16 protein-coding genes are annotated in these 22,120 nt (G+C 67.8%); 10 read left to right on the top strand and 6 right to left on the bottom strand.

All coding sequences use genetic code 11. The features are described from left to right. Positions 1–61 precede the first annotated feature (61 nt). Positions 62–2,716 (bottom strand): transglycosylase domain-containing protein, encoded by a 2,655-nt coding sequence (locus tag ACIRVK_RS21100; protein ID WP_404249170.1) that lies wholly within the window; start codon positions 2,714–2,716, stop codon positions 62–64. Positions 2,717–3,069: 353 nt separating this feature from the next. On the opposite strand from ACIRVK_RS21100, the gene ACIRVK_RS21095 reads away from it, so the two are divergent. The 3 genes from ACIRVK_RS21095 to ACIRVK_RS21085 all read left to right on the top strand — a co-directional run bounded on the left by ACIRVK_RS21095 (position 3,070) and on the right by ACIRVK_RS21085 (position 6,266). Further along, the gene (locus ACIRVK_RS21095) at positions 3,070–3,753 is read left to right on the top strand and encodes a helix-turn-helix transcriptional regulator (protein ID WP_404249168.1); all 684 of its coding nucleotides are present in this window, start codon (positions 3,070–3,072) and stop codon (positions 3,751–3,753) included. A gap of 44 nt (positions 3,754–3,797) precedes the next feature. Then, complete coding sequence (locus ACIRVK_RS21090) at positions 3,798–4,880, top strand: inositol-3-phosphate synthase (protein ID WP_404249166.1); 1,083 nt, start codon at positions 3,798–3,800, stop codon at positions 4,878–4,880. Between the two features lie 93 nt (positions 4,881–4,973). Then, positions 4,974–6,266, top strand: a complete 1,293-nt coding sequence (locus ACIRVK_RS21085; protein ID WP_404249164.1) for an MFS transporter — start codon at positions 4,974–4,976, stop codon at positions 6,264–6,266. A 110-nt stretch (positions 6,267–6,376) separates the two neighbouring features. On the opposite strand, the gene ACIRVK_RS21080 is transcribed toward ACIRVK_RS21085, so the two are convergent. Then, the gene (locus ACIRVK_RS21080) at positions 6,377–7,843 is read right to left on the bottom strand and encodes a CCA tRNA nucleotidyltransferase (protein WP_404249162.1); all 1,467 of its coding nucleotides are present in this window, start codon (positions 7,841–7,843) and stop codon (positions 6,377–6,379) included. Positions 7,844–8,054: 211 nt separating this feature from the next. Between ACIRVK_RS21080 and ACIRVK_RS21075 the strand changes: the two genes are divergently transcribed. The 7 genes from ACIRVK_RS21075 to trxA all read left to right on the top strand — a co-directional run bounded on the left by ACIRVK_RS21075 (position 8,055) and on the right by trxA (position 17,807). Beyond that, the gene (locus tag ACIRVK_RS21075) at positions 8,055–10,448 is read left to right on the top strand and encodes a DUF6049 family protein (protein ID WP_404249160.1); all 2,394 of its coding nucleotides are present in this window, start codon (positions 8,055–8,057) and stop codon (positions 10,446–10,448) included. 44 nt (positions 10,449–10,492) lie between these two features. Then, the gene (murJ, locus tag ACIRVK_RS21070; protein WP_404249158.1) at positions 10,493–12,754 is read left to right on the top strand and encodes a murein biosynthesis integral membrane protein MurJ; all 2,262 of its coding nucleotides are present in this window, start codon (positions 10,493–10,495) and stop codon (positions 12,752–12,754) included. Between the two features lie 139 nt (positions 12,755–12,893). Further along, positions 12,894–14,612 (top strand): serine/threonine protein kinase, encoded by a 1,719-nt coding sequence (locus tag ACIRVK_RS21065; RefSeq protein WP_404249156.1) that lies wholly within the window; start codon positions 12,894–12,896, stop codon positions 14,610–14,612. A 37-nt stretch (positions 14,613–14,649) separates the two neighbouring features. Continuing rightward, the gene (gene sigM, locus ACIRVK_RS21060; protein ID WP_404249154.1) at positions 14,650–15,375 is read left to right on the top strand and encodes an RNA polymerase sigma factor SigM; all 726 of its coding nucleotides are present in this window, start codon (positions 14,650–14,652) and stop codon (positions 15,373–15,375) included. Continuing rightward, entirely contained in the window at positions 15,372–16,307 is a 936-nt protein-coding gene (locus ACIRVK_RS21055; RefSeq protein WP_404249152.1) for an anti-sigma factor family protein, read from the top strand. The genes sigM and ACIRVK_RS21055 overlap by 4 nt, the downstream gene beginning before the upstream one ends. A gap of 159 nt (positions 16,308–16,466) precedes the next feature. After that, positions 16,467–17,435 carry a thioredoxin-disulfide reductase gene (trxB, locus tag ACIRVK_RS21050; protein ID WP_404249150.1) on the top strand — a complete coding sequence of 323 codons (969 nt, stop codon included), beginning with the start codon at positions 16,467–16,469 and terminating at the stop codon, positions 17,433–17,435. Positions 17,436–17,477: 42 nt separating this feature from the next. Further along, a complete protein-coding gene (gene trxA / locus ACIRVK_RS21045; protein ID WP_404249148.1) occupies positions 17,478–17,807 on the top strand; it encodes a thioredoxin in 330 nt (109 codons plus the stop codon). A gap of 75 nt (positions 17,808–17,882) precedes the next feature. Here the strand turns inward: trxA and ACIRVK_RS21040 are convergent, their stop codons facing one another. The 4 genes from ACIRVK_RS21040 to rsmG all read right to left on the bottom strand — a co-directional run bounded on the left by ACIRVK_RS21040 (position 17,883) and on the right by rsmG (position 22,013). After that, positions 17,883–18,500 (bottom strand): GNAT family N-acetyltransferase, encoded by a 618-nt coding sequence (locus tag ACIRVK_RS21040; RefSeq protein ID WP_404249146.1) that lies wholly within the window; start codon positions 18,498–18,500, stop codon positions 17,883–17,885. A gap of 324 nt (positions 18,501–18,824) precedes the next feature. Further along, positions 18,825–19,928 carry a ParB/RepB/Spo0J family partition protein gene (locus ACIRVK_RS21035; protein ID WP_404249144.1) on the bottom strand — a complete coding sequence of 368 codons (1,104 nt, stop codon included), beginning with the start codon at positions 19,926–19,928 and terminating at the stop codon, positions 18,825–18,827. Beyond that, entirely contained in the window at positions 19,925–20,998 is a 1,074-nt protein-coding gene (locus ACIRVK_RS21030) for a ParA family protein (RefSeq protein WP_404249360.1), read from the bottom strand. Before ACIRVK_RS21030 ends, ACIRVK_RS21035 begins: the two co-directional genes overlap by 4 nt. Positions 20,999–21,296: 298 nt before the next feature. Then, a complete protein-coding gene (rsmG, locus tag ACIRVK_RS21025; protein ID WP_404249142.1) occupies positions 21,297–22,013 on the bottom strand; it encodes a 16S rRNA (guanine(527)-N(7))-methyltransferase RsmG in 717 nt (238 codons plus the stop codon). Between the last annotated feature and the right edge of the window lie 107 nt (positions 22,014–22,120).

Genomic DNA, 22,120 nt, shown 5'->3' with positions numbered 1-22,120 from the left:
CTGTTTCACGTGAAACTTGTGCTTGTTTCACGTGAAACACCCCGGCTGGGCGTTTTGGCGGTCAGCCTCCCGGGCCCCCGAAGAGGCCTCCATTGCCATTACCTCTGGTGTTGCCGGTCCCCGAGGTGTCCGTCGCCGTCGGCGAGGAGGTCACCCCACCGTCAGTGCCACCCGTGTTCGTTCCGCCGGTGGTGCACTGCCAGCTGAAGCGGCAGGTCTGGCTCGGTGAGGGACTCGGGCTGGTCAGCGTCTGGCTGGGCGTCGGGCTCGGCGTGGGGCTCGACTTCGGGGTGTTGCTGGCCGTCGGTGTGGGGCTCGGGCTCGGCACGTCGTTGACGACCTGGCCGATGGGATCAGGTGTCGGGAAGTCCTTCGACTGCGTGCCCTGCAAGGCCTCTGCCATGTAGTCGTGCCAGATCTCAGCCGGGAACGAAGCGCCGTGGATCTTCTTCTGGCCACCCGTTCCGTACATCTCGAGGAATGTGCGGTTCTTCTGGGTCTCGTCGTCGTTGTAGCGGAACATCGTGATCGACGTGGACAGCTGCGGGGTGTAGCCGATGAACCAGGCGGACTTGTTGCCGTCGGTGGTACCGGTCTTGCCGGCGACCTGCCGGCCGGGCAGCTGCGCGGCGGTACCCGTGCCCTTGTCGACCACGGTCCGCAGCACGTCGGTGACGTTGTTGGCGACGGCCGGCGTGAAGGCCTCCTTGGGCGTGTCCGTGTGCGTGAAGACCGTGCCGTCCTTGCTGGTGACCTTGGTGACCGAGAACGGATCACGCTGCTGGCCGCTGGCCGCGAAGGTGGCGTACGCGCCGGCCATGCGGATCGCGCTCGGGTCGGAGATACCGATGGAGAAGGACGGGAAGCTGGTGCCGGCCAGGCTGTTCGTCTTGAGGCCGGCTGCAATGGCCGCCTCCTTGACCTTGTCCAGGCCGACGTCCATGCCGAGCTGCACATAGGCGGAGTTCACCGATTCACGCATCGCCTCGCGCAGGTCGATCTGGTAGTCGGGCGGATTGCCGTACGACTCGTTGCCGTCGTTGGTCTGCAGCCACTCCTCTCCCTTCTCGTTCTTCCAGATCGTCCCGTCGTAGTCCTTGATCTTCAGCTTGTTCTTGCCGCTGTACAGGCTCTTCGGGGAGACCTGGGTCCGCTCGTCCTGTGCCTGCTCCGCACCGAGGCTCTTGTCGCGCACACCCCATTGCATCGCCGCCGCGAGCACGAACGGCTTGAAGGTCGAACCGACCTGGGCACCGGTCTGGTCGGCGTTGTCGGTGAAGTGCTTGGTCGCGTCCTCACCACCGTAGATGGCTTTGATGGCACCGGTCGCCGGGTCGACCGAAGCGCCGCCGAACTGGACGTGCGTGTCTGTGTTGGGGCGTTCCTTGGGCTTGATGTTGGCCTTCTGGACGTTCGTGACCGCGGTCTCGAGCTCCTTGACCTTCTTCTTGTCGAAGGTCGTGTAGATCGAGTAGCCGCCCTTCTGGAGGTCGTCGGCGGAGATCTTGGTGTTGTTGATCAGGTACGCCTTGGCGAGGTCCACGAGGTAGCCGACCTGGCCGCTCAGCTTGTTGTTGGAGCGCGGGTTCTGCCAGGCGGGGAGCTGGGTGTACCTGGCCCGGTCCGCAGCGCTCAGATGGCCGTACTGGACCATCTTGTTCAGGGTGTCCTGCATCTGCGCCAAGGCGCGTTTCTGGTTGGCCTGGGGAGTGGCCGCCGGGTCGAAGGACGTCGCGCCCGCGGGGTCGTAGTACGTGGCGCCCTTCAGCATCGCGGCCAGGAAGGCGCACTCACCCGGGTCCAGATCGACGGCGTCCTTGTTGAAGTAAGCGCGTGCGGCCGCCTGGATTCCGTATGCCCCACGGCCGTAGTAGGCGGAGTTCAGGTACCCGGCCATGATCTCGTCCTTCGAGACCGTGGTGCCGACCTTGATCGAGACGAAGATCTCCTTGAGCTTGCGGGAGATCGTCTGCGACTGGTCGTTCAGCATCGCGTTCTTCACGTACTGCTGGGTGATGGTCGAGCCGCCCTGGGTCTCACCGCCCCGGGCCATGTTGAACACGGCGCGGGCGATGCCCTTCGGGTCGATGCCGCTGTCGGTGTAGAAGGTCTTGTTCTCCTGGGAGATGACGGCGTACTGCATCTCCTTGGGGATCTGCGAGAGGTTGACGATCTGCCGGTTGGTCTCGCCACCCGTGGCGACCATCTCGCTGCCGTCGGACCAGTAGAAGACGTTGTTCTGGGCCGTCGCCGTCTTCGCGAGGTCGGGAACACCCACCATGGCGTAGGCGATGCCGGCGGCAGCCACCAACGTGCCGAAGAACCCGATGAAGAGTCCGGTGATGAGTTTCCAGGACGGGACCCAGCGCGCCACGCCGTACCTTCCGGCACGGGGGTAGTCGATGATCCGCTTCTTGACGGGGCCGGCCGGCCGTCCCCGACCGGGTGGGGGCGCGCCGCGTCGACCTGCGCGGGCCGGCTCGGCCGCTCTGCGGCGGCCTCCTCCAGTTCTCTGTGCCGCGCGGCGGGCTTCGGCGCGGCCACTGTACGACCGCTCCTCGTCAGTCGACCCCTGGCCCAGGCCGTAATCGGCTGGAGACCCGGTGGCGCCCCGCGGTGCCGCGCGGCGGCCGGAGGACGAGCCGGACTGGCCGCGTCGGGCCGCGGCACGTCCGCCTCCCTGCGGCTGCGGCGGTTTGCGACGGTGCTCGCTCATCGAACGACTACTCCTCGGGCAGGCGCACCCTTGCGCGCCTGGAAACGGCGGCTGGTTTCCGGTCCCCCCGAAGTACGGATGTGGTCGATCCCGCATTCACCCGTACGGCACCTCGGACGAGGACGCCCCCTTGCGTCACTCGGTTCCCGGTGGTGTGCATGGCGCACAGACTACGCACCGTCAAAACCCGCCGACCCCCGAACTTCGCACCAAATCAGACAACTTGCCTCGAATGAATAAGTGGTGTGATCCCGTTCACCGTCTCCCCACTTGTCCCATCCGGAAGGCCGTTCTATCGTCTTGATGTATCGAGTCGATACATCGGAGCGAGATAGAGACGAGGAGGCGAGGGGATGAGCCGGCGGTCCGGGATCCTCGAGTTCGCCGTCCTCGGCCTGCTCCGCGAGTCCCCCATGCACGGTTATGAGCTGCGCAAGCGGCTCAACACGTCACTGGGGGTGTTCCGCGCGTTCAGCTACGGGACGCTGTATCCCTGCCTCAAGACGCTGGTCGCCAACGGCTGGTTGATCGAGGAGTCGGGGAACGCTCCTGAGGACGCCCTCGCCGCACCACTCGCAGGGCGTCGCGCCAAGATCGTCTACAGGCTGACGGCGGAGGGCAAGGAGCACTTCGAGGAGCTGCTTTCGCAGACAGGCCCCGACGCGTACGAGGACGAGCACTTCGCCGCCCGTTTCGCCTTCTTCGGACAGACGTCGCGCGACGTACGCATGCGCGTGCTGGAAGGCCGCCGCAGCCGGCTGGAGGAGCGTCTGGAGAAGATGCGTGTCTCCTTCGCCCGCACCCGGGAGCGCCTCGACGACTACACGCTCGAGCTCCAGCGCCACGGGATGGAGTCCGTGGAGCGCGAAGTGCGCTGGCTGAACGAGCTCATCGAGAGCGAGCGAGCCGGACGGGACCTCAAGGGCCCAGCCTCCGGGGGGCCCAGTCGGCACGACACCACATCTGGAGCGCCGGGCGTCCTGCCCCGGCTCGGGGACACCCCCGGGCCGGATACGCCCGACGACACCGCCACGTGAGCGCCCGGTCAGGGCCTCACTCGTACACACAGGGAGCAACCGGAATGGGTTCGGTTCGCGTAGCCATCGTCGGCGTGGGCAACTGCGCCGCGTCGCTGGTGCAGGGAGTCGAGTACTACAAGGACGCCGACCCGGCGTCGAAGGTCCCCGGCCTGATGCACGTGCAGTTCGGTGACTACCACGTCAGCGACGTCGAGTTCGTCGCCGCGTTCGACGTCGACGCCAAGAAGGTCGGCCTCGACCTCGCGGACGCGATCGGCGCCTCGGAGAACAACACCATCAAGATCGCCGATGTGCCGCACACCGGCGTCACGGTCCAGCGCGGCCACACCCTCGACGGTCTCGGCAAGTACTACCGTCTCACCATCGAGGAGTCCGCCGAGGAGCCGGTCGACGTCGTCCAGGTCCTCAAGGACAAGCAGGTCGACGTCCTGGTCTGCTACCTGCCCGTCGGTTCCGAGGACGCGGCGAAGTTCTACGCCCAGTGCGCCATCGACGCGCGGGTCGCCTTCGTCAACGCCCTCCCGGTCTTCATCGCCGGCACCAAGGAGTGGGCGGACAAGTTCACCGAGGCGGGCGTCCCCATCGTCGGTGACGACATCAAGTCCCAGGTCGGCGCGACTATCACACACCGCGTCATGGCGAAGCTGTTCGAGGACCGCGGCGTCATCCTGGACCGCACGATGCAGCTGAACGTCGGCGGCAACATGGACTTCAAGAACATGCTCGAGCGCGACCGCCTCGAGTCCAAGAAGATCTCCAAGACCCAGGCCGTCACCTCCCAGATCCCCGACCGGGACCTGGGCGAGAAGAACGTCCACATCGGTCCGTCGGACTACGTTGCCTGGCTCGACGACCGCAAGTGGGCCTACGTCCGCCTCGAGGGCCGCGCGTTCGGTGACGTCCCCCTGAACCTGGAGTACAAGCTCGAGGTCTGGGACTCCCCGAACTCCGCCGGCGTCATCATCGACGCCCTGCGTGCGGCGAAGATCGCCAAGGACCGCGGGATCGGTGGTCCCATCCTGTCGGCCTCCAGCTACTTCATGAAGTCCCCGCCGGTCCAGTACTTCGACGACGAGGCCCGCGAGAACGTCGAGAAGTTCATCAAGGGTGAGGTCGAGCGCTAGCCGACCGGCTCGCTGAAAACGCTCCTGCCAGGGCTCTGTGGGTCCCCGGGTTCCATGACCCGGGGACCCACCCCGTATGTGAGGCTGTGCCCCATGGCCGTCGTCCGTGACCTGCGCGTCCTGCTCCACTTCCGGAACTTCCGACGTCTGCTCGCCGTTCGACTGCTTTCCCAGGGCGCCGACGGCGTCTACCAGATAGCGCTCGCCGCCTACGTGGTGTTCTCTCCGGAGAAGCAGACCTCGGCCGCCACGGTCGCCTCCGCGATGGCGGTGCTGCTACTCCCGTACTCCGTGGTCGGCCCCTTCGCCGGCGTCCTCCTGGACCGCTGGCGCCGCCGCCAGGTCCTCCTCCACGGCAATCTGCTGCGCGCCCTGATGGCCTCGGCGACGGCCGTACTGATTCTCAGCCACGTTCCCGACTGGCTCTTCTACGTCTCGGCGCTCTGCGTCACCGCCGTCAACCGCTTCGTCCTCGCGGGCCTGTCCGCAGCGCTGCCTCGTGTCGTCGACGACGAGCGTCTCGTAATGGCCAACTCCCTCTCTCCGACAGCAGGGACACTCGCCGCGACCGCCGGTGGTGGCCTCGCCTTCCTGGTGCGGCTGGTGGTGGCCGACTCCGACGCGGCCGTGGTGCTGCTCGGCGCCGTCCTGTACCTGTGCGCGGCGCTCGCCTCCCTCCGTCTCGCTCCGGAACTGCTCGGCCCGGAAGCCGAGTCGGGGCAGCCCCGCCTCACGACAGCGGTCGCAGGTACGGCACGCTCCCTGGCGGCCGGTGTGCGACATCTGGCCGCGCCGGCACGCCGTGAAGCCGGGTGGGCGCTTCTCACTATGACGATCATGCGGTTCTGCTATGGCGTCCTGCTGGTCATGCTGCTGATGCTGTGCCGCTACACGTTCTCTTCCAACCCGGACGACGGGCTGCGGCTGCTGGGACTTGCGTTGGGGACGTCCGCCGCCGGATTCTTCGCGGCGGCCGTCGTGACCCCCTGGGCCGCTGGAAGGCTCGGTCCCGGCCGCTGGATCATCGTGTGCGCTGCCTCGGCCGCCGTCCTGGAGCCTCCCCTCGGACTACCGTTCGCTGTCGGTCCCATGCTCGTTGCGACGTTCGTCCTGGGGCTGACCACTCAAGGGGCGAAGATCGCGACTGACACGATCGTGCAGTCCTTTGTGGACGACGGCTTCCGCGGGCGGATCTTCTCCGTCTACGACGTCCTGTTCAACATCGCTTTCGTGGGCGCCGCCGCGGTGGCGGCCGTGATACTTCCACCGGACGGCCGTTCGGCCATGTTGGTCCTGTCGGTTGCTGTTGTCTATGGCTTGACTGCGGGGGCCATGGCGCGCCTGGGCGCTGACAGTCCTCCCGCGGAGGCCACGGAGTCGGTTTGAGTGTCAAAGAGCAAGAGGATGACGAGAGGGCGGTGTTTCACGTGAAACACCGCCCCACCTACGCGCCCAGCGCGACATGTTTCACGTGAAACATGCGGCCGTTCCACGGATCACGACTGCTCGGTCCACCACTCCTTCAGCGCGGCCACCGCCGCGTCGTGCTCCATCGGCCCGTTCTCCAGCCGCAGTTCCAGCATGTGCTTGTACGCGCGGCCGATGGCAGGACCAGGGCCGATGCCCAGGATCTCCTGGATCTGGTTGCCGTCGAGGTCCGGGCGAATGGCGTCCAGTTCCTCCTGTTCCTGGAGCTGGGCGATGCGCTCCTCCAGACCGTCGTATGCCCGGGAGAGCGCTGTTGCCTTGCGCCTGTTCCGTGTCGTGCAGTCCGAGCGGGTGAGTTTGTGCAGACGCTCGAGGAGTGGCCCGGCGTCACGGACATACCGGCGGACCGCGGAGTCCGTCCACTCACCGGTGCCGTAGCCATGGAAGCGCAGGTGAAGTTCGACCAGACGCGAGACGTCCTTCACCAGCTCGTTGGAGTACTTGAGCTCCGTCATCCGCTTCTTCGTCATCTTCGCTCCGACCACCTCGTGGTGATGGAACGAGACCCTCCCGTCCTTCTCGAAGCGACGGGTGCGCGGTTTGCCGATGTCGTGCAGGAGAGCGGAGAGACGCAGGATCAGGTCGGGGCCGTTCTCCTCCAGTGCCATCGCCTGCTCCAGGACGATCAGCGTGTGCTCGTAGACGTCCTTGTGCCGGTGGTGCTCGTCGCTCTCCAGCCGCAGAGCCGGCAATTCGGGAAGGACATGGTCGGCGAGGCCGGTGTCGACCAGCAGGGTCAGGCCCTTGCGCGGATTGTCGGAGAGGATCAGTTTGTTGAGTTCGTCCCGTACCCGCTCGGCAGAGACGATCTCGATACGTCCCGCCATCTCCTTCATCGCCGCGACGACCTCCGGGGCCACCTCGAAGTCGAGCTGAGCCGCGAAACGCGCAGCACGCATCATCCGCAGCGGATCGTCGGAGAAGGAGGCCTCCGGGGTGCCCGGCGTACGCAGGACGCGAGCTGCGAGGTCCGCCCGCCCGTCGTGCGGATCAATGAATTTCTGTTCCGGAAGCGCGAGCGCCATCGCGTTCACGGTGAAGTCACGCCGGACCAGGTCCTCCTCGATCGAGTCGCCGTACGACACCTCAGGCTTCCGTGAGGAGCGGTCGTAAGCCTCCGACCGGTAGGTCGTCACCTCGATCTGAAAGCGTTTGACAGCGTCTCCGACACGGGCCTCCTTCTGAGCGCCCACGGTGCCGAAGGCGATGCCCACCTCCCACACGGCGTCCGCCCACGGCCGGACGATCTTGAGGATGTCTTCCGGACGCGCGTCGGTCGTGAAGTCGAGGTCATTGCCGAGCCGGCCGAGCAGCGCGTCCCGGACCGAGCCGCCGACCAGGGCGAGTGAGAACCCGGCCTCCTGGAATCGGCGGGCGAGGTCGACGGCTACAGGGGCCACCGACAGCGGCTCACTCGGCATGCTGTGCGGCACCTCGCTCAGGGCACTGGCGTTGTCTTCGTTGGCGTTCGGCACAACAGAAGAGGGTACGTGGCTTGGGCGACCGAGAGCGCCTCCATTGAACGTGCACAATCCCGCTGCCTTTATAAAGGCACAAATCGGGCATGCCGCTCCTGTGTTCCGATCTTGTGGAGCAGTCCGCGGCACTTCCCCTCAGCGCGCATCGTTACCATGCGTGGACGCACATTGCGACGACCACTGACGACGACGAGGGACGGGCGAGCGCGTGGCCGAGGCGGCAGACTTCCAGGGGACGTGTCCCTCACCTGCCCGTCGCTGGCTGCGGCGTTCCGGGGCCCTGCTGGCCGGTGTGCCGCTCCTCGTCGGCCTGCTGCAGTTGCCCGCCATGGGGTCCGCGGACGCAGGGGCCCGGACCTCCTCGCAGGCCGCATCCGGTCCGGGCTCGGTGGCGGTCTCCCTGGACTCCCTGACGCCCCAGGTCCCCACCGACGGCGACACCGTCACGGTCTCCGGCACGGTGACGAACAACGGCCGGCAGGCGGTCACCGACGCCCACGTGGGAGTCCGGGTGGGCCCCGAACTGAGTACGCGTTCCGCGATCGACAACACCGCCCAGAACAGCGACAGCGTCCAGGGAGCGATCGGCCCGGAGATCGGCGGCAAGTACGTCGAGCAGTTCGCCGAGCTCACCCCGGGCGTCCCCGAGCCCTTCAGTATCTCGGTGCCCGTCGACAAGCTGTCTCTCGGTGGCAACGGCGTCTACCAGTTCGCCGTGTCACTGTCCGGACAGTCCTCCGCACAGCCGTGGGACCAGGTGCTCGGCGTCGAGCGGACCTTCCTGCCGTGGCAGCCCGAAGCCGCGAACACGAAGACGAAGACGACGTTCCTGTGGCCGCTGATCTCCAACGTCCACATGACCGCGCAGACGGGATCGAACGAACAGCAGACCCCGGTCTTCCTCAACGACGACCTCGCCAAGGAGATCTCCCCGGGCGGCCGCCTGGACGAGATGCTCTCCTTGGGCAAGGACCTCGATGTGACCTGGGTGATCGACCCCGACCTGCTGGCCTCTGTCGACGCGATGACCGGCAGCTACCGGATCCAGGCAGCAAACGGCACCACCACCGTGGGCACGCACCAGGCGGTCGCCAAGCAGTGGCTCGCCGAGTTGCAGCGGGCGGTGGCGGACAACGAGGTCGTCGCTCTTCCCTTCGCCGACCCCGACCTGGCCTCCCTCGCCCACAACGGCACGAGCGTCACCGGCTCCCTGAGCCATCTCAACGAAGCCACCGACGTCGCCGCGACCACGGTGAAGACGGTGCTCCATGTGACGCCCACCACTGATTTCGCCTGGCCTGTGGACGGTGCCGTCGACCCGTCGATCGTGAAGGTCGCCACCTCCGCGGGGGCCGATCAGGTGATCGCCCGCAGCGACAGCCTCCAGGAGACCGGCAACCTGACGTACACCCCCTCAGCGGCCCGGCCGATCGGGGGCGGCACCACGGCGGTGGTGGCCGACGCCCGTCTGTCGACGGCCTTCGAAGGTGATCTGACCAGGGCCTCCGCGTCCACGCTGGCCGTTCAGGAGTTTCTCGCCCAGAGCCTGGAACTGAACGGCCAGACGGACAGGCAACGCAGCGTCGTCGTCGCCCCGCAGCGCGTGCCGACGACCCGCCAGGCGCAGGCGATGGCCGACGCGGTGACGGCACTCGAGGGCGGCAACTGGTCGCAGTCCCAGAAGCTCACGGCGGCCGCGAAGGCCAAGCCGGATCCCGAGGCCACCACGAAGGTGCCGTCGACCTCCGCGTACCCGTCCTCCCTGCGCAAGCAGGAGCTGCCACGTTCCGCCTTCGAGCAGATCGCGAGGACCGAGGACCGGCTCGACAACTTCCGAGTGATCCTCACCAACGAGTCCCGGGTGGTCACGCCCTTCGGGCGAGCCATGAACCGCGAGATGTCCACGTCCTGGCGAGTCCGCCCGGATGCCGCGCAGGACTTCCGCAGCAGCGTGGAATCCCATCTCTCCGTCCTGACCGGCCAGGTCAAGCTGATCGACAAGTCCGACACCAAGCTGTCCGGACACAGCGCCACGATTCCCGTCACCGTGCAGAACAACCTGGTGCAGGGCGTCGGCCACCTGGTGCTGCGCCTCACCTCGACGAGCCCCACCCGCCTCCAGATCGGCGGCAAGGCCTACGACGAACAGCCCATCACGGTCAACGGCGGGCACAGCCAGACGGTCAAGTTCACGACGTCAGCCAAGGCCAACGGCCAGGCCACGGTGGTGGCCCAGCTGTACACGGAGGACGGTCAGGCGTACGGCGGCCCGGTCTCCTTCGACGTCAAGGTCACACAGTTCACCGCCACCGTGATGCTGGTCATCGGCGGCGGCTTCCTCCTGCTCGTCCTCGCCGGCTTCCGCATGTACACCCAGCGCAAGCGTGCGGCCGCCCGTGAGGCCGAGGACACCGGTCCCGAAAACGGCACGGACCAGGGCCCCGACCGGCCGGAGAACCCGGAGGGCCCCGCCGACCGTCTCAAGGAGGAGTCCGGCACCGATGCCCGGGCAGACGAGCCGGAGCAGCCGAGTGACCCGACACCGGACACCGCAGCGGAAAGCACCGACCCGTCCGGCACGGGTGAGAGAGTGGACCGTTGAGGATGTCGTGGCCGGTGGGCCCGGGACGATGAGGTGGGGTAACCATGAACGCGCCGTACGAGGATGACCGCGGACAGGCCGCGGGCAGCTCGGGCTACCCCGAGGGCCCGCCGCCAGAGCCCGGCCAGGTGCCGCCGCAGCCGCCGGCCGACATGTACCTCCAGGACGCCTACGACCGGGACCCCTACCGCGCGCAGGACCTCGCGGCCCAGGACCCGGTCGCCGAGGCGCTCTACGACCGCGCAGTGCACCCCCCGCCGCCTCCCGGCACGTACCAGCCGCAGCAGCCGCTGTACGCACAGCCGCCCCAGTCCCCGTACGCACCCGACCCGCACGTATGGGCACAGACGCCCGCGCCGGAGCCGGACGGCCCCGCCCAGCACCTGCTGCCCCACGGCGACGACCCGCGCACGACCCAGTACGTCGGCGTCGACGACCTGGTGACGCGGGCCGGCGAGGAACGCGGCGAGCCGGACGTCTTCGCCCACCTCTTCCGGGACCAGCAGCAGAGCGGCACCCACCCCGCGTCCGAGCAGTTCACCGTCCCGGCTCCGGCAACGGCTCCGGGAGCGCAGGCCCCCGCGGCCGCGGTTCCGATGGACGACCAGACGATGAACCTGGTGGCCACACCGGCCCCCACCCCGGAGACTGCTCAGTCTCCGGCCGCCAAGAAGGGCGGCCGCGCGTCCGGACTGCTGCAGTCCAGTGCCGTCATGGCCGCCGGCACCATGGTGTCCCGCCTCACCGGCTTCGTCCGCTCGGCGTTGATCGTCTCGGCGCTCGGCGTCGGGCTGCTCGGTGACACCTTCCAGGTGGCCTACCAGCTGCCGACGATGATCTACATCCTGACCGTAGGCGGTGGCCTCAACTCTGTTTTCGTGCCGCAGCTGGTGCGGGCGATGAAGGAGGACGAGGATGGCGGCGAGGCGTTCGCCAACCGGCTGCTGACCCTCGTGATGGTGGCGCTGGCCCTGCTCACCGCGGCCACGATCGCGGCCGCGCCCCTTCTGATCCGCCTGCTGTCCGACCCGGTCGCGAGCGACCCGGCGGCCAACCAGGTCGGCATCACCTTCGTGCGCTACTTCCTGCCCTCGATCTTCTTCATGGGCATCCACGTGGTGATGGGCCAGATCCTCAACGCGCGGGGCAAGTTCGGCGCGATGATGTGGACCCCGGTCCTCAACAACATCGTCATCATCGTCACTCTCGGCCTGTTCATCTGGGTGTACGGCACCGCAGCGCACTCCGGCATGAAGGTCACGAACATCCCGCCGGAGGGCCAGCGACTGCTCGGCTTCGGCGTGCTGCTCGGCCTGGTGGTCCAAGCCCTCGCGATGATCCCCTACCTGCGCGAGACCGGGTTCCGGCTGCGGCTGCGCTTCGACTGGAGGGGCCACGGCCTCGGCAAGGCCGCCACGCTCGCCAAGTGGACCGTGCTCTTCGTCCTCGCCAACCAGGCGGGCGCGATCGTCGTCTCCCAGCTGTCGACCGCGGCCGGCAAGGAGTCCCCGGTCGACGGCACCGGCTTCGCCGCCTACGCCAACGCCCAGCTCATCTGGGGCCTGCCGCAGGCCATCATCACGGTCTCCCTGATGGCGGCCCTGCTCCCGCGGATCTCCCGCTCCGCCGCCGAGAACGACACGGGCGCCGTCCGCGACGACATCTCCCAGGGGTTGCGGACGACCGCCGTCGCGATCGTCCCCATCTCCTTCGGCTTCCTGGCCCTCGGCATCCCGATGTGCACCCTGATCTTCGGTTCCTCGGGCATCAGCGAAGCCACCAACATGGGCTTCATGCTCATGGCCTTCGCCCTCGGCCTGATCCCCTACTCCGTGCAGTACGTCGTCCTGCGCGCCTTCTACGCGTACGAGGACACCCGGACCCCCTTCTACAACACGGTCATCGTGGCCGCGGTCAACGCGGGCGCCTCCGCGCTGTGTTACCTCGTGCTACCGAGCCGATGGGCCGTGGCGGGTATGGCCGCCGCCTACGGTCTCGCCTACGCGATCGGTGTCGGTGTCGCCTGGAACCGGCTGCGCAAGCGGCTGGGCGGCGACCTCGACGGGGTGCGTGTCCTGCGGACGTACGCCAGGCTCTGCATCGCCTCGGTGCCCGCGGCGGTCCTCAGTGGCGCCGCCTGCTACGCGATCGGCCACACGCTCGGCCAGGGCGTCGTCGGTTCCTTCGCGTCACTGCTGGTCGGCGGAGCACTTCTGCTCGGCATCTTCTTCGTCGCCGCACGCAAGATGCGCATCGAGGAACTGAACTCACTGGTCGGCATGGTCCGCGGGCGTCTGGGGCGCTGACGCGGGGGTACGCGCACAACCATCGTCCGCCACCGTGTGTCGTGCATAGCGGCGGACTGTGGGCACAATTGGTTTCGGCGTCGGACGGCGCGCACGGAAGTCGGTCGGCGCGCGATGGATTGGGGAGGCAGGAACGACGGTGGCGGAACGGAGCACGGCTGCCGTCGACGTGGCAGACAACAGCGGCGACAAGCCGCTGACCGCCGAGGCGGACCAGTCCACGGCCGACGGGGTGGCCCAGAACCGGGAGCGGGACACGGAGATCGACGAGGCACAGGGGAGTGGCGGGACCGACGGTTCCGGGAAGGCCTCACCGCCCGAGCTGCACAGCGGTCACAAGCTCGCCAGACGGTACCGGCTCGAGGAATGCGTCACCCGTCTGGACGGATTCAGCAGTTGGCGCGCTGTGGACGAGAAGCTCCGCCGTGCCGTCGGCGTCCACATCCTGCCCGCGGACCATGCGCGGGCCCGTTCCGTGCTGGCCGCCGCCAGGTCCTCGGCCCTGCTCGGAGACCCGCGTTTCGTTCAGGTGCTGGACGCGGTGGAGGAGAACGACCTCGTCTACGTCGTCCACGAATGGCTCCCCGACGCCGTCGAGCTGACCACACTCCTCGCACCCGGTCCGCTGGAGGTCTACGAGGCCTACCAGATGGTCAGTCAGATCGCGGCGGCCATGGCAGCCGCGCACCGCGAAGGCCTCGCCCATCTGCGCCTCAACCCCAACGCCGTGCTGCGGACGTCGAGCGGCCAGTGGCGCATCCGCGGCCTCGCCGTGAACGCGGCGCTGCGCGGCATCAGCTCCGACACCCCGCAGCGCACCGACACGGAGGCCATCGGCGCCCTGTTGTACGCGGCGCTGACACAGCGTTGGCCCTACGAGAGCGATGCCTACGGGCTGTCAGGGCTGCCCAAGGACGTCGGCCTGATCGCGCCCGACCAGGTGCGGGCCGGCGTCCATCGTGGCCTGTCCGAGCTCAGCATGCGGGCGCTCGCCAACGACGGAGCGACGGCCTCTCGCCACGAGTCCCCTTGCACGACGCCGGAGGAACTGGTGAAGGCGATCGGCGAGATGCCGCGCATCCGCCCACCGGAGCCGGCGTTCACCACGCCGCCCGAGTACCAGCGCACGACGTACCAGCAGGGCACATACGGACGTCCAGCGCCGCACCCCGGCGTCACGCAGCCCGTCCCGGCGCCTCCGGCACCGCTGCAGAGCCGCACCGGCAGGGCCCTGAAATGGGCCGTCTCGGCCCTCCTCATCGCCGCGTTGGGGCTGGGCAGTTGGCAGCTCGCGGAAGTCCTCATGGACAGCGGCAACAGGACCGACGACACCAACAAGACCCAGACGACCGACGGCAACGACAAGAACAGCGGCAACATCAAGCCGGTCAAGCCGCTGAAGATCCAGGACGCCCAGGAGTACGCCGTCGGGGGTTCCCTCCAGGCGCCCGGGGACGTCAAGAACACCTACGATTCCGACAGCTCCACGTACTGGCGGACCAAGAGCTACAACGCCGGCCCCAAACTCGCGCCGTACAAGCCGGGTGTGGGGATCGTGTACGACCTGGGTTCCGCCCAGACGATCTCGGCGGCGACGATAGGGCTCCGCTACGGGGGCGACCACACCACGGTCCACCTGTACGCCACCGACTCCCTGTCCCCTTCGACGTCCATCGACGCAATGAAGGAGATCGGAGAGGCGACCACGAGCGGCACCTCTCTCGCGGTGAGGGCCTCACGGGAGCTGAAGACCCAGTACGTTCTGCTCTGGATCACGGACGTGCCGAAGGCTCCGGGGGACAACTACAGCGGAGCCGGCTACAAGCAGGCGATCACGGACGTGAAGTTCACCGGCTGACGAGGCACCACAACCACATCTCAGGGGAGGGGGTCCGATGGCAGATGACAACGCATACGGCGACACAAGCGATCAGGATCTCCTCGCCCGCCACGTAGGGGGCGACCCGGACGCCTTCGGTGAGCTTGTGCGGCGGCATCGCGATCGTCTCTGGGCCGTGGCCCTGCGGACGCTGGGCGACCGCGAGGAGGCCGCTGACGCCGTTCAGGACGCGCTGGTCTCCGCTTATCGCGCCGCCCACACCTTCCGGGGTCAGTCGGCCGTCACGACCTGGCTGCACCGGATCATGGTGAACGCCTGCCTCGACCGTGCCCGCAAAGCGGCCTCTCGCAAGACAACTCCGGTCGACGACACCGAACGGCTGGAGCAACTGCTGGAGCCGCACGAAGAAGCGTCGGCGCCGGCGGAACGCAACGATCTGCACCGGCAGCTGCTCGAAGCGCTCGGCACCCTCCCACCCGACCAGCGAGCCGCCCTCGTGCTCGTGGACATGCAGGGCTACCCGGTCGCCGAAGCCGCCCAGGTACTTGACGTTCCGACCGGCACGGTCAAGAGCCGCTGTGCCCGAGGCAGAGCCAGACTCCTCCCGCTCCTCACCCATCTGCGGCCGGAAAGCGCCGGTAGCGGAAAGGAACAGGGCGAGGGGCGGAACCGACCTCAGGGGACATCCGTCCCACCGGCAGCGGGATCGCCGACTGCCGGTCCACGTGATACCGGGCCAAGCGATTCAGCTGCTGTGAAGGGCGGAGGTGGGCGAGCGTGACATCCACGACGGACATGGCCGGGCACCCGGACGTCGCCGAGATCTCCGACCTCACCGAAGGTCTCCTTCCCCCAGCCCGCACCGCCGACATACGGCAGCATCTGACCGAGTGCGAGCTCTGCGCGGACGTCCACGCCTCGCTGGAGGAGATCCGGGGGCTGCTCGGCACGTTCCCCGGGCCGCCCGGGATGCCTGCCGACATCGCCGGGCGTATCGACGCCGCCCTGGCCGCCGAGGCACTCCTGAACGCCACGGTGCACGAGACCGAGGGCGCCCCCTCGCTCGTCACCGCCTCACGATCCCTGACGGACGCGGACGACGGCACCCATGTTTCACGTGAAACATCCGCACCGCCGCAGCGTCCTTCCGGCCGTGCACGGGTATCGACCACCGGACCGGGCCGCAAGGACCGGAAACGAACCGGGCGCCGCAGGGCCGCCATCCTCGGCAGTGTCTTCGCGGTTGCCGCACTGGGACTCGGTACTGTGTTGGTCGCCACTCTGGGCGACGGAAAGCCCTCCCGTCCCGAGGCGAGTGGCCCGCACACCACGACGGCGGACACCTTCTCCGAGACGAAACTCGGTCGGCAGGTCTCCGACCTCCTCGCGAAGGAGCAGAACTCGGGACAGGGCTCCAGTGCCCCACAGAGCAGCGTCGGTGTCCAGGGAAACCCCGGCATCATGTCGCCGAAGATCGATCGCACGCCGTCGGTTCCTCCGTGCATCCTGAACGGCATCGGACGCAATGACTCCGCACTGGCGACCAAAGAGGGCACCTACAAGGGCACCCACGCCCTTCTCGTGGTCCTCCCCGACCTGTCGGACAGCACCAAGGTGAACGCGTACATCGTGGATGCGACCTGTGTGACCCACCCGTCGTCCGCCACGGCGAAGGTTCTGCTGACCCGGTCGTATACCCGGCAGCAAGGCTGACGCTCAGTCCTCCTCTTCGTCATGCCGTTCGACGGCGCCGTCCTCCGTGTGCCCGGACACAGCGGGAATGCGCGCCCCTTAGGATCCGTTGGGTGGGGTGAGAGTCCGAAAGGACTCCCCCCGGCCCGACGACGCAGTCCAGAGACGAGGAAACAAGCCGTGAGCGACGTCCGTAACGTGATCATCATCGGCTCCGGGCCCGCCGGCTACACGGCGGCGCTGTACACCGCGCGCGCGTCGCTGAAGCCGCTGGTCTTCGAGGGCGCCGTCACCGCTGGTGGTGCGCTCATGAACACCACCGAGGTGGAGAACTTCCCCGGGTTCCAGGACGGCATCATGGGCCCGGAGCTCATGGACAACATGCGCGCCCAGGCCGAGCGCTTCGGCGCCGAGCTCGTCCCGGACGACGTCGTCTCCGTCGACCTGACCGGCGAGGTCAAGACCGTCACGGACACCGCGGGCACCGTGCACAAGGCAAAGGCCGTCATCGTCGCCACCGGGTCGCAGCACCGCAAGCTCGGCCTGCCGAACGAGGACGCGCTCTCCGGCCGTGGTGTCTCCTGGTGCGCCACCTGCGACGGCTTCTTCTTCAAGGACCAGGACATCGCCGTGATCGGCGGCGGTGACACCGCGATGGAGGAGGCCACCTTCCTGTCCCGGTTCGCCAAGTCCGTGACGATCGTCCACCGCCGGGACACCCTGCGGGCCTCCAAGGCGATGCAGGAGCGCGCCTTCGCCGACCCGAAGATCAAGTTCGTGTGGGACAGCGAGGTCGCTGAGATCCAGGGCGACCAGAAGCTGACGGGTCTGAAGCTGCGCAACCTGAAGACGGGCGAGCTGAGCGACCTGGCGGTGACCGGCCTGTTCATCGCGATCGGCCACGACCCGCGCACCGAACTCTTCAAGGGTCAGCTCGACCTGGACGAGGAGGGCTACCTGGAGGTCGCCGCCCCCTCGACCCGCACCAACGTCACCGGTGTGTTCGCCGCGGGTGACGTGGTCGACCACACCTACCGCCAGGCGATCACCGCAGCCGGCACCGGCTGTTCCTCCGCTCTCGACGCCGAGCGCTACCTCGCCGCTCTCGCGGACGAGGAGCAGGCCGAGCCCGAGAAGACCTCTGTCTGACCCCCCCAACCCCACCGCACAACAGTTAAAGGAGCCTCCGCCGTGGCCGACCTGAAGCACGTGACCGACGACTCTTTCGAGCAGGACGTTCTCAAGAGCGACAAGCCCGTCCTGGTGGACTTCTGGGCTGCCTGGTGCGGTCCGTGCCGCCAGATCGCTCCTTCGCTCGAGGCAATCGCCAACGAGTATGGCGACAAGATCGAAGTCGTCAAGCTCAACATCGATGAGAACCCGGGTACGGCTGCCAAGTACGGCGTCATGTCCATCCCGACGCTGAACGTCTACCAGAACGGCGAGGTCGCCAAGACCATCGTCGGTGCGAAGCCGAAGGCTGCGATCGTTCGCGACCTCGAGGACTTCATCGCCGAGTGACGTTTCACGTGAAACACGAAAGGGCCGACCCGCCAGGGGCGGCCCTTTCGTATGAGTACGGGTTCCCTCTCCGCACTACAGCGGGCGAAGGGCAGGCTCCTTCTGCACGGCCCCCAGCAGCCGGTCCAGTGCCATCTCCACGTCTTCCTTCCAGGAGAGCGTGGTCCGCAGCTCCAGCCTCATCCGTGGATGGACGGGGTGCTGTCGTACTGTCTTGAATCCCACCGCCAGCAGATGGTCGGCCGGAAGCACACAGGCCGGTTCCTTCCAGCGGGCATCGCCGAAGGCCTCGATCGCCTTGAAGCCCCGCCTGAGAAGATCCTTGGCGACCGTCTGCACCATCACACGGCCGAGCCCTTGCCCCTGATAGCCGGGCATGATGAAACCGGTCATCAGCTGAACGGCGTCCGGCGACACCGGGCTCGTGGGGAACGCGGTGGAGCGGGGGACGTAGGCGGGAGGGGCGTAGAGGACGAAGCCCACCGGCACGTCGTCGACGTAGACGACCCGGCCGCACGATCCCCAGTCCAGGAGAACGGCTGAGATCCAGGACTCCTTCTCCAGCGCGGCCGTGCCTGCCTTTACCGCGGCCTCACCGCTGACGGGGTCCAGTTCCCAGAAGACACACGAGCGACAGCGGTTGGGAAGGTCCTCAAGGTTGTCCAACGTGAGCGGTACAAGCCGACGTCCCATGAAGGCTGTTCCTCGCTTCCTTCGCCCGCAACGTCGCGAGCGGCTGTCAGAGCGCTCCGTTCCCTCAGCAGGCTGCCGACGAAGCCGCCGACCGCGCCCAGTCCGAGGCCGGCCCTCACCAGTCCGGTGCGGCTCATCGTTCGCATGGCCCCTGCCCCCTCTCAGAGGTGCTGCCAGGTGGATGCGCCATACCCGAACGCATCGTATCGACGAAGCGATTCCATCGATACCGACTGAAAGCAAAAGAGCGGGCCGTGTCCGGCTGCGCACCGGACGCGGCCCGCTCATCGGCAGAGCGAGTACCGCCCCGCCGACCGCGGCTTCCTAGGCTTCCGTCTCGTCGGAGTCGCCGCCGTCGAGCAGGCTCTTCTGCAGGACAGGTCCCTCACCCGGAGCGAGGGAGCCGAGGATCCGCTCGAGGTCCTCCATGGAGGCGAACTCGACCGTGATCTTGCCCTTCTTCTGGCCCAGGTCGACCTTCACCCGCGTCTCGAAACGGTCCGAGAGACGGGTAGCGAGATCGCTCAGGGCCGGGGAGACCCGGGTGCCGGCCCGCGGCCCCTTGGAACGCTGTGCCGTCTGAGGCCGCGAGCCCATGAGCGTCACGATCTCCTCGACGGCTCGGACCGACAGCCCCTCGGCCACGATCCGATGGGCCAGCCGGTCCTGCTCCTCGGAGTCCTCGACGGAGAGCAGGGCCCGCGCATGGCCGGCTGAGAGAACTCCGGCGGCCACCCGGCGCTGCACCGCCGGCGAGAGCTTCAGCAGACGCAGGGTATTGGAAACCTGCGGCCGGGAACGGCCGATGCGGTCCGCCAGCTGGTCGTGGGTGCAGTTGAAGTCCTTGAGGAGCTGGTCGTAGGCGGCGGCCTCTTCCAGCGGGTTCAGCTGCGCGCGGTGCAGGTTCTCCAGGAGTGCGTCCAGGAGGAGCTTCTCGTCCTCGGTGGCCCGCACGATCGCCGGGATCGCCTCCAGGCCGGCCTCACGGCAGGCCCGCCAGCGCCGCTCACCCATGATGAGCTCGTAGCGCGCGGGGCCCAACTGCCGTACGACGACCGGCTGGAGGAGGCCGACCTCCTGGATGGAGGTGACGAGTTCCTGCAGTGCGTCCTCGTCGAAGACCTCACGGGGCTGCCGCGGGTTCGGCGTGATGGAGTCGAGAGGGAGTTCCGCGAAGTGAGCGCCCAGGGGAGGTGCGGGCGTCTCCGCGCTCCCGTACAGCGACGGCTCCTCGGTCTCATGGGAAACAGGCGGCAGTGTGGCCACCTTGGCCGCGGCCACTCCGCGGTCGCTCGTCAGCACCGGAACAGCCGTCGCGGAGGCGGAGGCTCCGCCTGCCACCACGGTCGGGGCCGGCGTCTTCTCCGTCGGGGCAGCGGGGATCAGTGCGCCGAGACCACGTCCCAAACCCCTCCGTCGCTCGCTCACTGAATCCCCTCCACCATGCTCGGGTTGCTCTGGGCGCCGATATGGGCCTGCGTCGGGTCATAGCTGACGCCGACACCCTTCAGAGCGATTTCTCGTGCCGCCTCAAGATAGGACAGAGCTCCACTGGACCCCGGATCGTAGGTCAGCACGGTCTGTCCATAGCTCGGTGCCTCGGAGATACGGACCGAGCGGGGAATGCTCGTCCGCAGCACCTCGTCACCGAAGTGGGTGCGCACCTCTTCCGCGACCTGCGACGCGAGCCGCGTTCGCCCGTCGTACATGGTGAGCAGGATCGTCGAAACATGCAGGGCGGGGTTGAGGTGCCCCCGCACCAGATCGACGTTGCGCAGCAATTGGCCCAGGCCCTCCAGTGCGTAGTACTCGCACTGGATCGGGATGAGGACCTCCGCACCGGCGACCAACGCGTTGACCGTCAGCAGGCCGAGTGAGGGCGGGCAGTCGATGAGGATGTAGTCCAACGGGTGCTCGTAGGCCTGGATCGCCCGCTGCAGTCGGCTCTCGCGCGCCACCAGGGACACCAGCTCGATCTCCGCACCGGCGAGATCGATCGTGGCGGGAGCGCAAAAGAGCCCCTCGACATCCGGGACGGGCTGGACGACTTCGGCCAGCGGCCTGCTGTCGATCAGCACGTCGTAAATGGACGGCACTTCGGCATGATGATCGATACCCAGGGCTGTGGACGCGTTGCCCTGGGGGTCGAGGTCGATCACGAGGACACGACCGCCGTGCACGGCCAGCGAAGCGGCGAGGTTGACCGTCGTCGTTGTTTTGCCCACGCCGCCCTTCTGGTTGGCGACCACGATGACGCGGGTCTGCTCGGGCCGTGGCAGGCCCTCGCCGGCGCGGCTCAGTGCCTCCACCGCCAGTTGGGCAGCACGACCGATCGGAGTGTCGTCCATCGGGGGTGGTGTTTCACGTGAAACATCCTCCCCCATCGACTCGGTTCGGGGACCGGGGACCGGATCGGTCATCGGTCCCGCGATGTTGGCGTCGGACCGCAAGGATTCACTCTCCTCGACTTCAGGCTCGCAATGAACAGAGCCTCCCATGTCTTCGGGGTCGTGAACCAGTGAGGCCTGTTGTTCTGTGGAGAAATCCACCTCTGTGGACAACTCCGTGCCCCGCAAGGGGGGTGGGGTGCCGTCGGACAGCCCCTCTCCAAGGGAACCGAGGGGCTTACGCTCGCGGGGTTCGGCCGCGGCGCGGCCCCGGCTGATGATGCCGTGCAGCAGTGAGCGACGTTTCACGTGAAACACGATGCACAGCGGCCGTGATCGAACTGTCGCGACACTCCGGCATGCATAGGTTTGGCAGCTTGTGTGGAGTACGTCTCGTCCTCAGGACGGATCAGCGACGTCGGCGTGCTCGACCGGTCCGGGCAGCCTTGGCTCGCTTCGCCGCGAAGCGGACACCACCGGGACTCTCCCCGACCTCGACTCGCACGACGGTGGACAGTGGGTCCACGACATCCTGGCCGACATGCAGGATCGAGGTCTCGACCGCACCGAGCTTGCTCAGCGCGGTCGCCGCGCTCTTCAGCTCCTCCTCGACGGTGGCGCCCTTGAGGACGAGCATCTCCCCGTAGGGACGCAGTAGCGGAATGCCCCAGGTGGCCAGCCGGTCCAGCGGGGCCACCGCTCGCGCCGTCACAACATGGACGGGCGGTAGCTTGCCCATCACCTCCTCGGCCCGGCCACGGACGACGGTCACGTGCTCCAGGCCCAGGAGTTCGACGACCTCGGTGAGGAAGTTCGTGCGTCGCAGGAGCGGCTCCAGCAGCGTGATCTTCAGGTCGTCCCTGACGAGGGCCAGGGGAATGCCCGGCAGACCGGCTCCCGAGCCGACGTCGCACACCGTGACGCCCTCGGGAACGACCTCCGAGAGCACCGCACAGTTCAGCAGATGCCGCTCCCACAGACGGGGCACTTCCCGTGGGCCGATCAGCCCCCGCTGCACACCCGCCTCGGCGAGCAGCTCCGCGTACCGCACCGCGTCCGCGAAGCGATCGCCGAACACCTCGTGTGCCTGCTCAGGCGCAGGGGGGAGCTCCGCTGCCTCCGTCACGGGGACCGTCCTTCCGTACCGCATCGGCGCACCGGGCGCCGACCACCAGAACTACCAGGCTGACAAAGTCCGGCCCCGTCTGCGCTACAGACGGGGCCGGGAGGAAC

Origin of the sequence: Streptomyces sp. NPDC101152, from assembly GCF_044768275.1 — a bacterium.
GTDB lineage: Bacteria > Actinomycetota > Actinomycetes > Streptomycetales > Streptomycetaceae > Streptomyces.
The sequence above is the reverse complement of the archived record's forward strand: the minus strand, read 5'-3'. Positions and strand labels throughout refer to the sequence as shown.

Excerpts from the sequence above, each read along its gene's own strand:
- ACIRVK_RS21090 (WP_404249166.1), top strand. The coding sequence starts at position 3,798 with ATGGGTTCGGTTCGCGTAGCCATCGTCGGCGTGGGCAACTGCGCCGCG.
- ACIRVK_RS21095 (WP_404249168.1), top strand. The coding sequence starts at position 3,070 with ATGAGCCGGCGGTCCGGGATCCTCGAGTTCGCCGTCCTCGGCCTGCTC.
- sigM (WP_404249154.1), top strand. The coding sequence starts at position 14,650 with ATGGCAGATGACAACGCATACGGCGACACAAGCGATCAGGATCTCCTC.
- ACIRVK_RS21040 (WP_404249146.1), bottom strand. The coding sequence starts at position 18,500 with ATGGGACGTCGGCTTGTACCGCTCACGTTGGACAACCTTGAGGACCTT.
- ACIRVK_RS21030 (WP_404249360.1), bottom strand. The coding sequence starts at position 20,998 with ATGGGAGGCTCTGTTCATTGCGAGCCTGAAGTCGAGGAGAGTGAATCC.
- ACIRVK_RS21085 (WP_404249164.1), top strand. The coding sequence starts at position 4,974 with ATGGCCGTCGTCCGTGACCTGCGCGTCCTGCTCCACTTCCGGAACTTC.
- ACIRVK_RS21100 (WP_404249170.1), bottom strand. The coding sequence starts at position 2,716 with ATGAGCGAGCACCGTCGCAAACCGCCGCAGCCGCAGGGAGGCGGACGT.
- murJ (WP_404249158.1), top strand. The coding sequence starts at position 10,493 with ATGAACGCGCCGTACGAGGATGACCGCGGACAGGCCGCGGGCAGCTCG.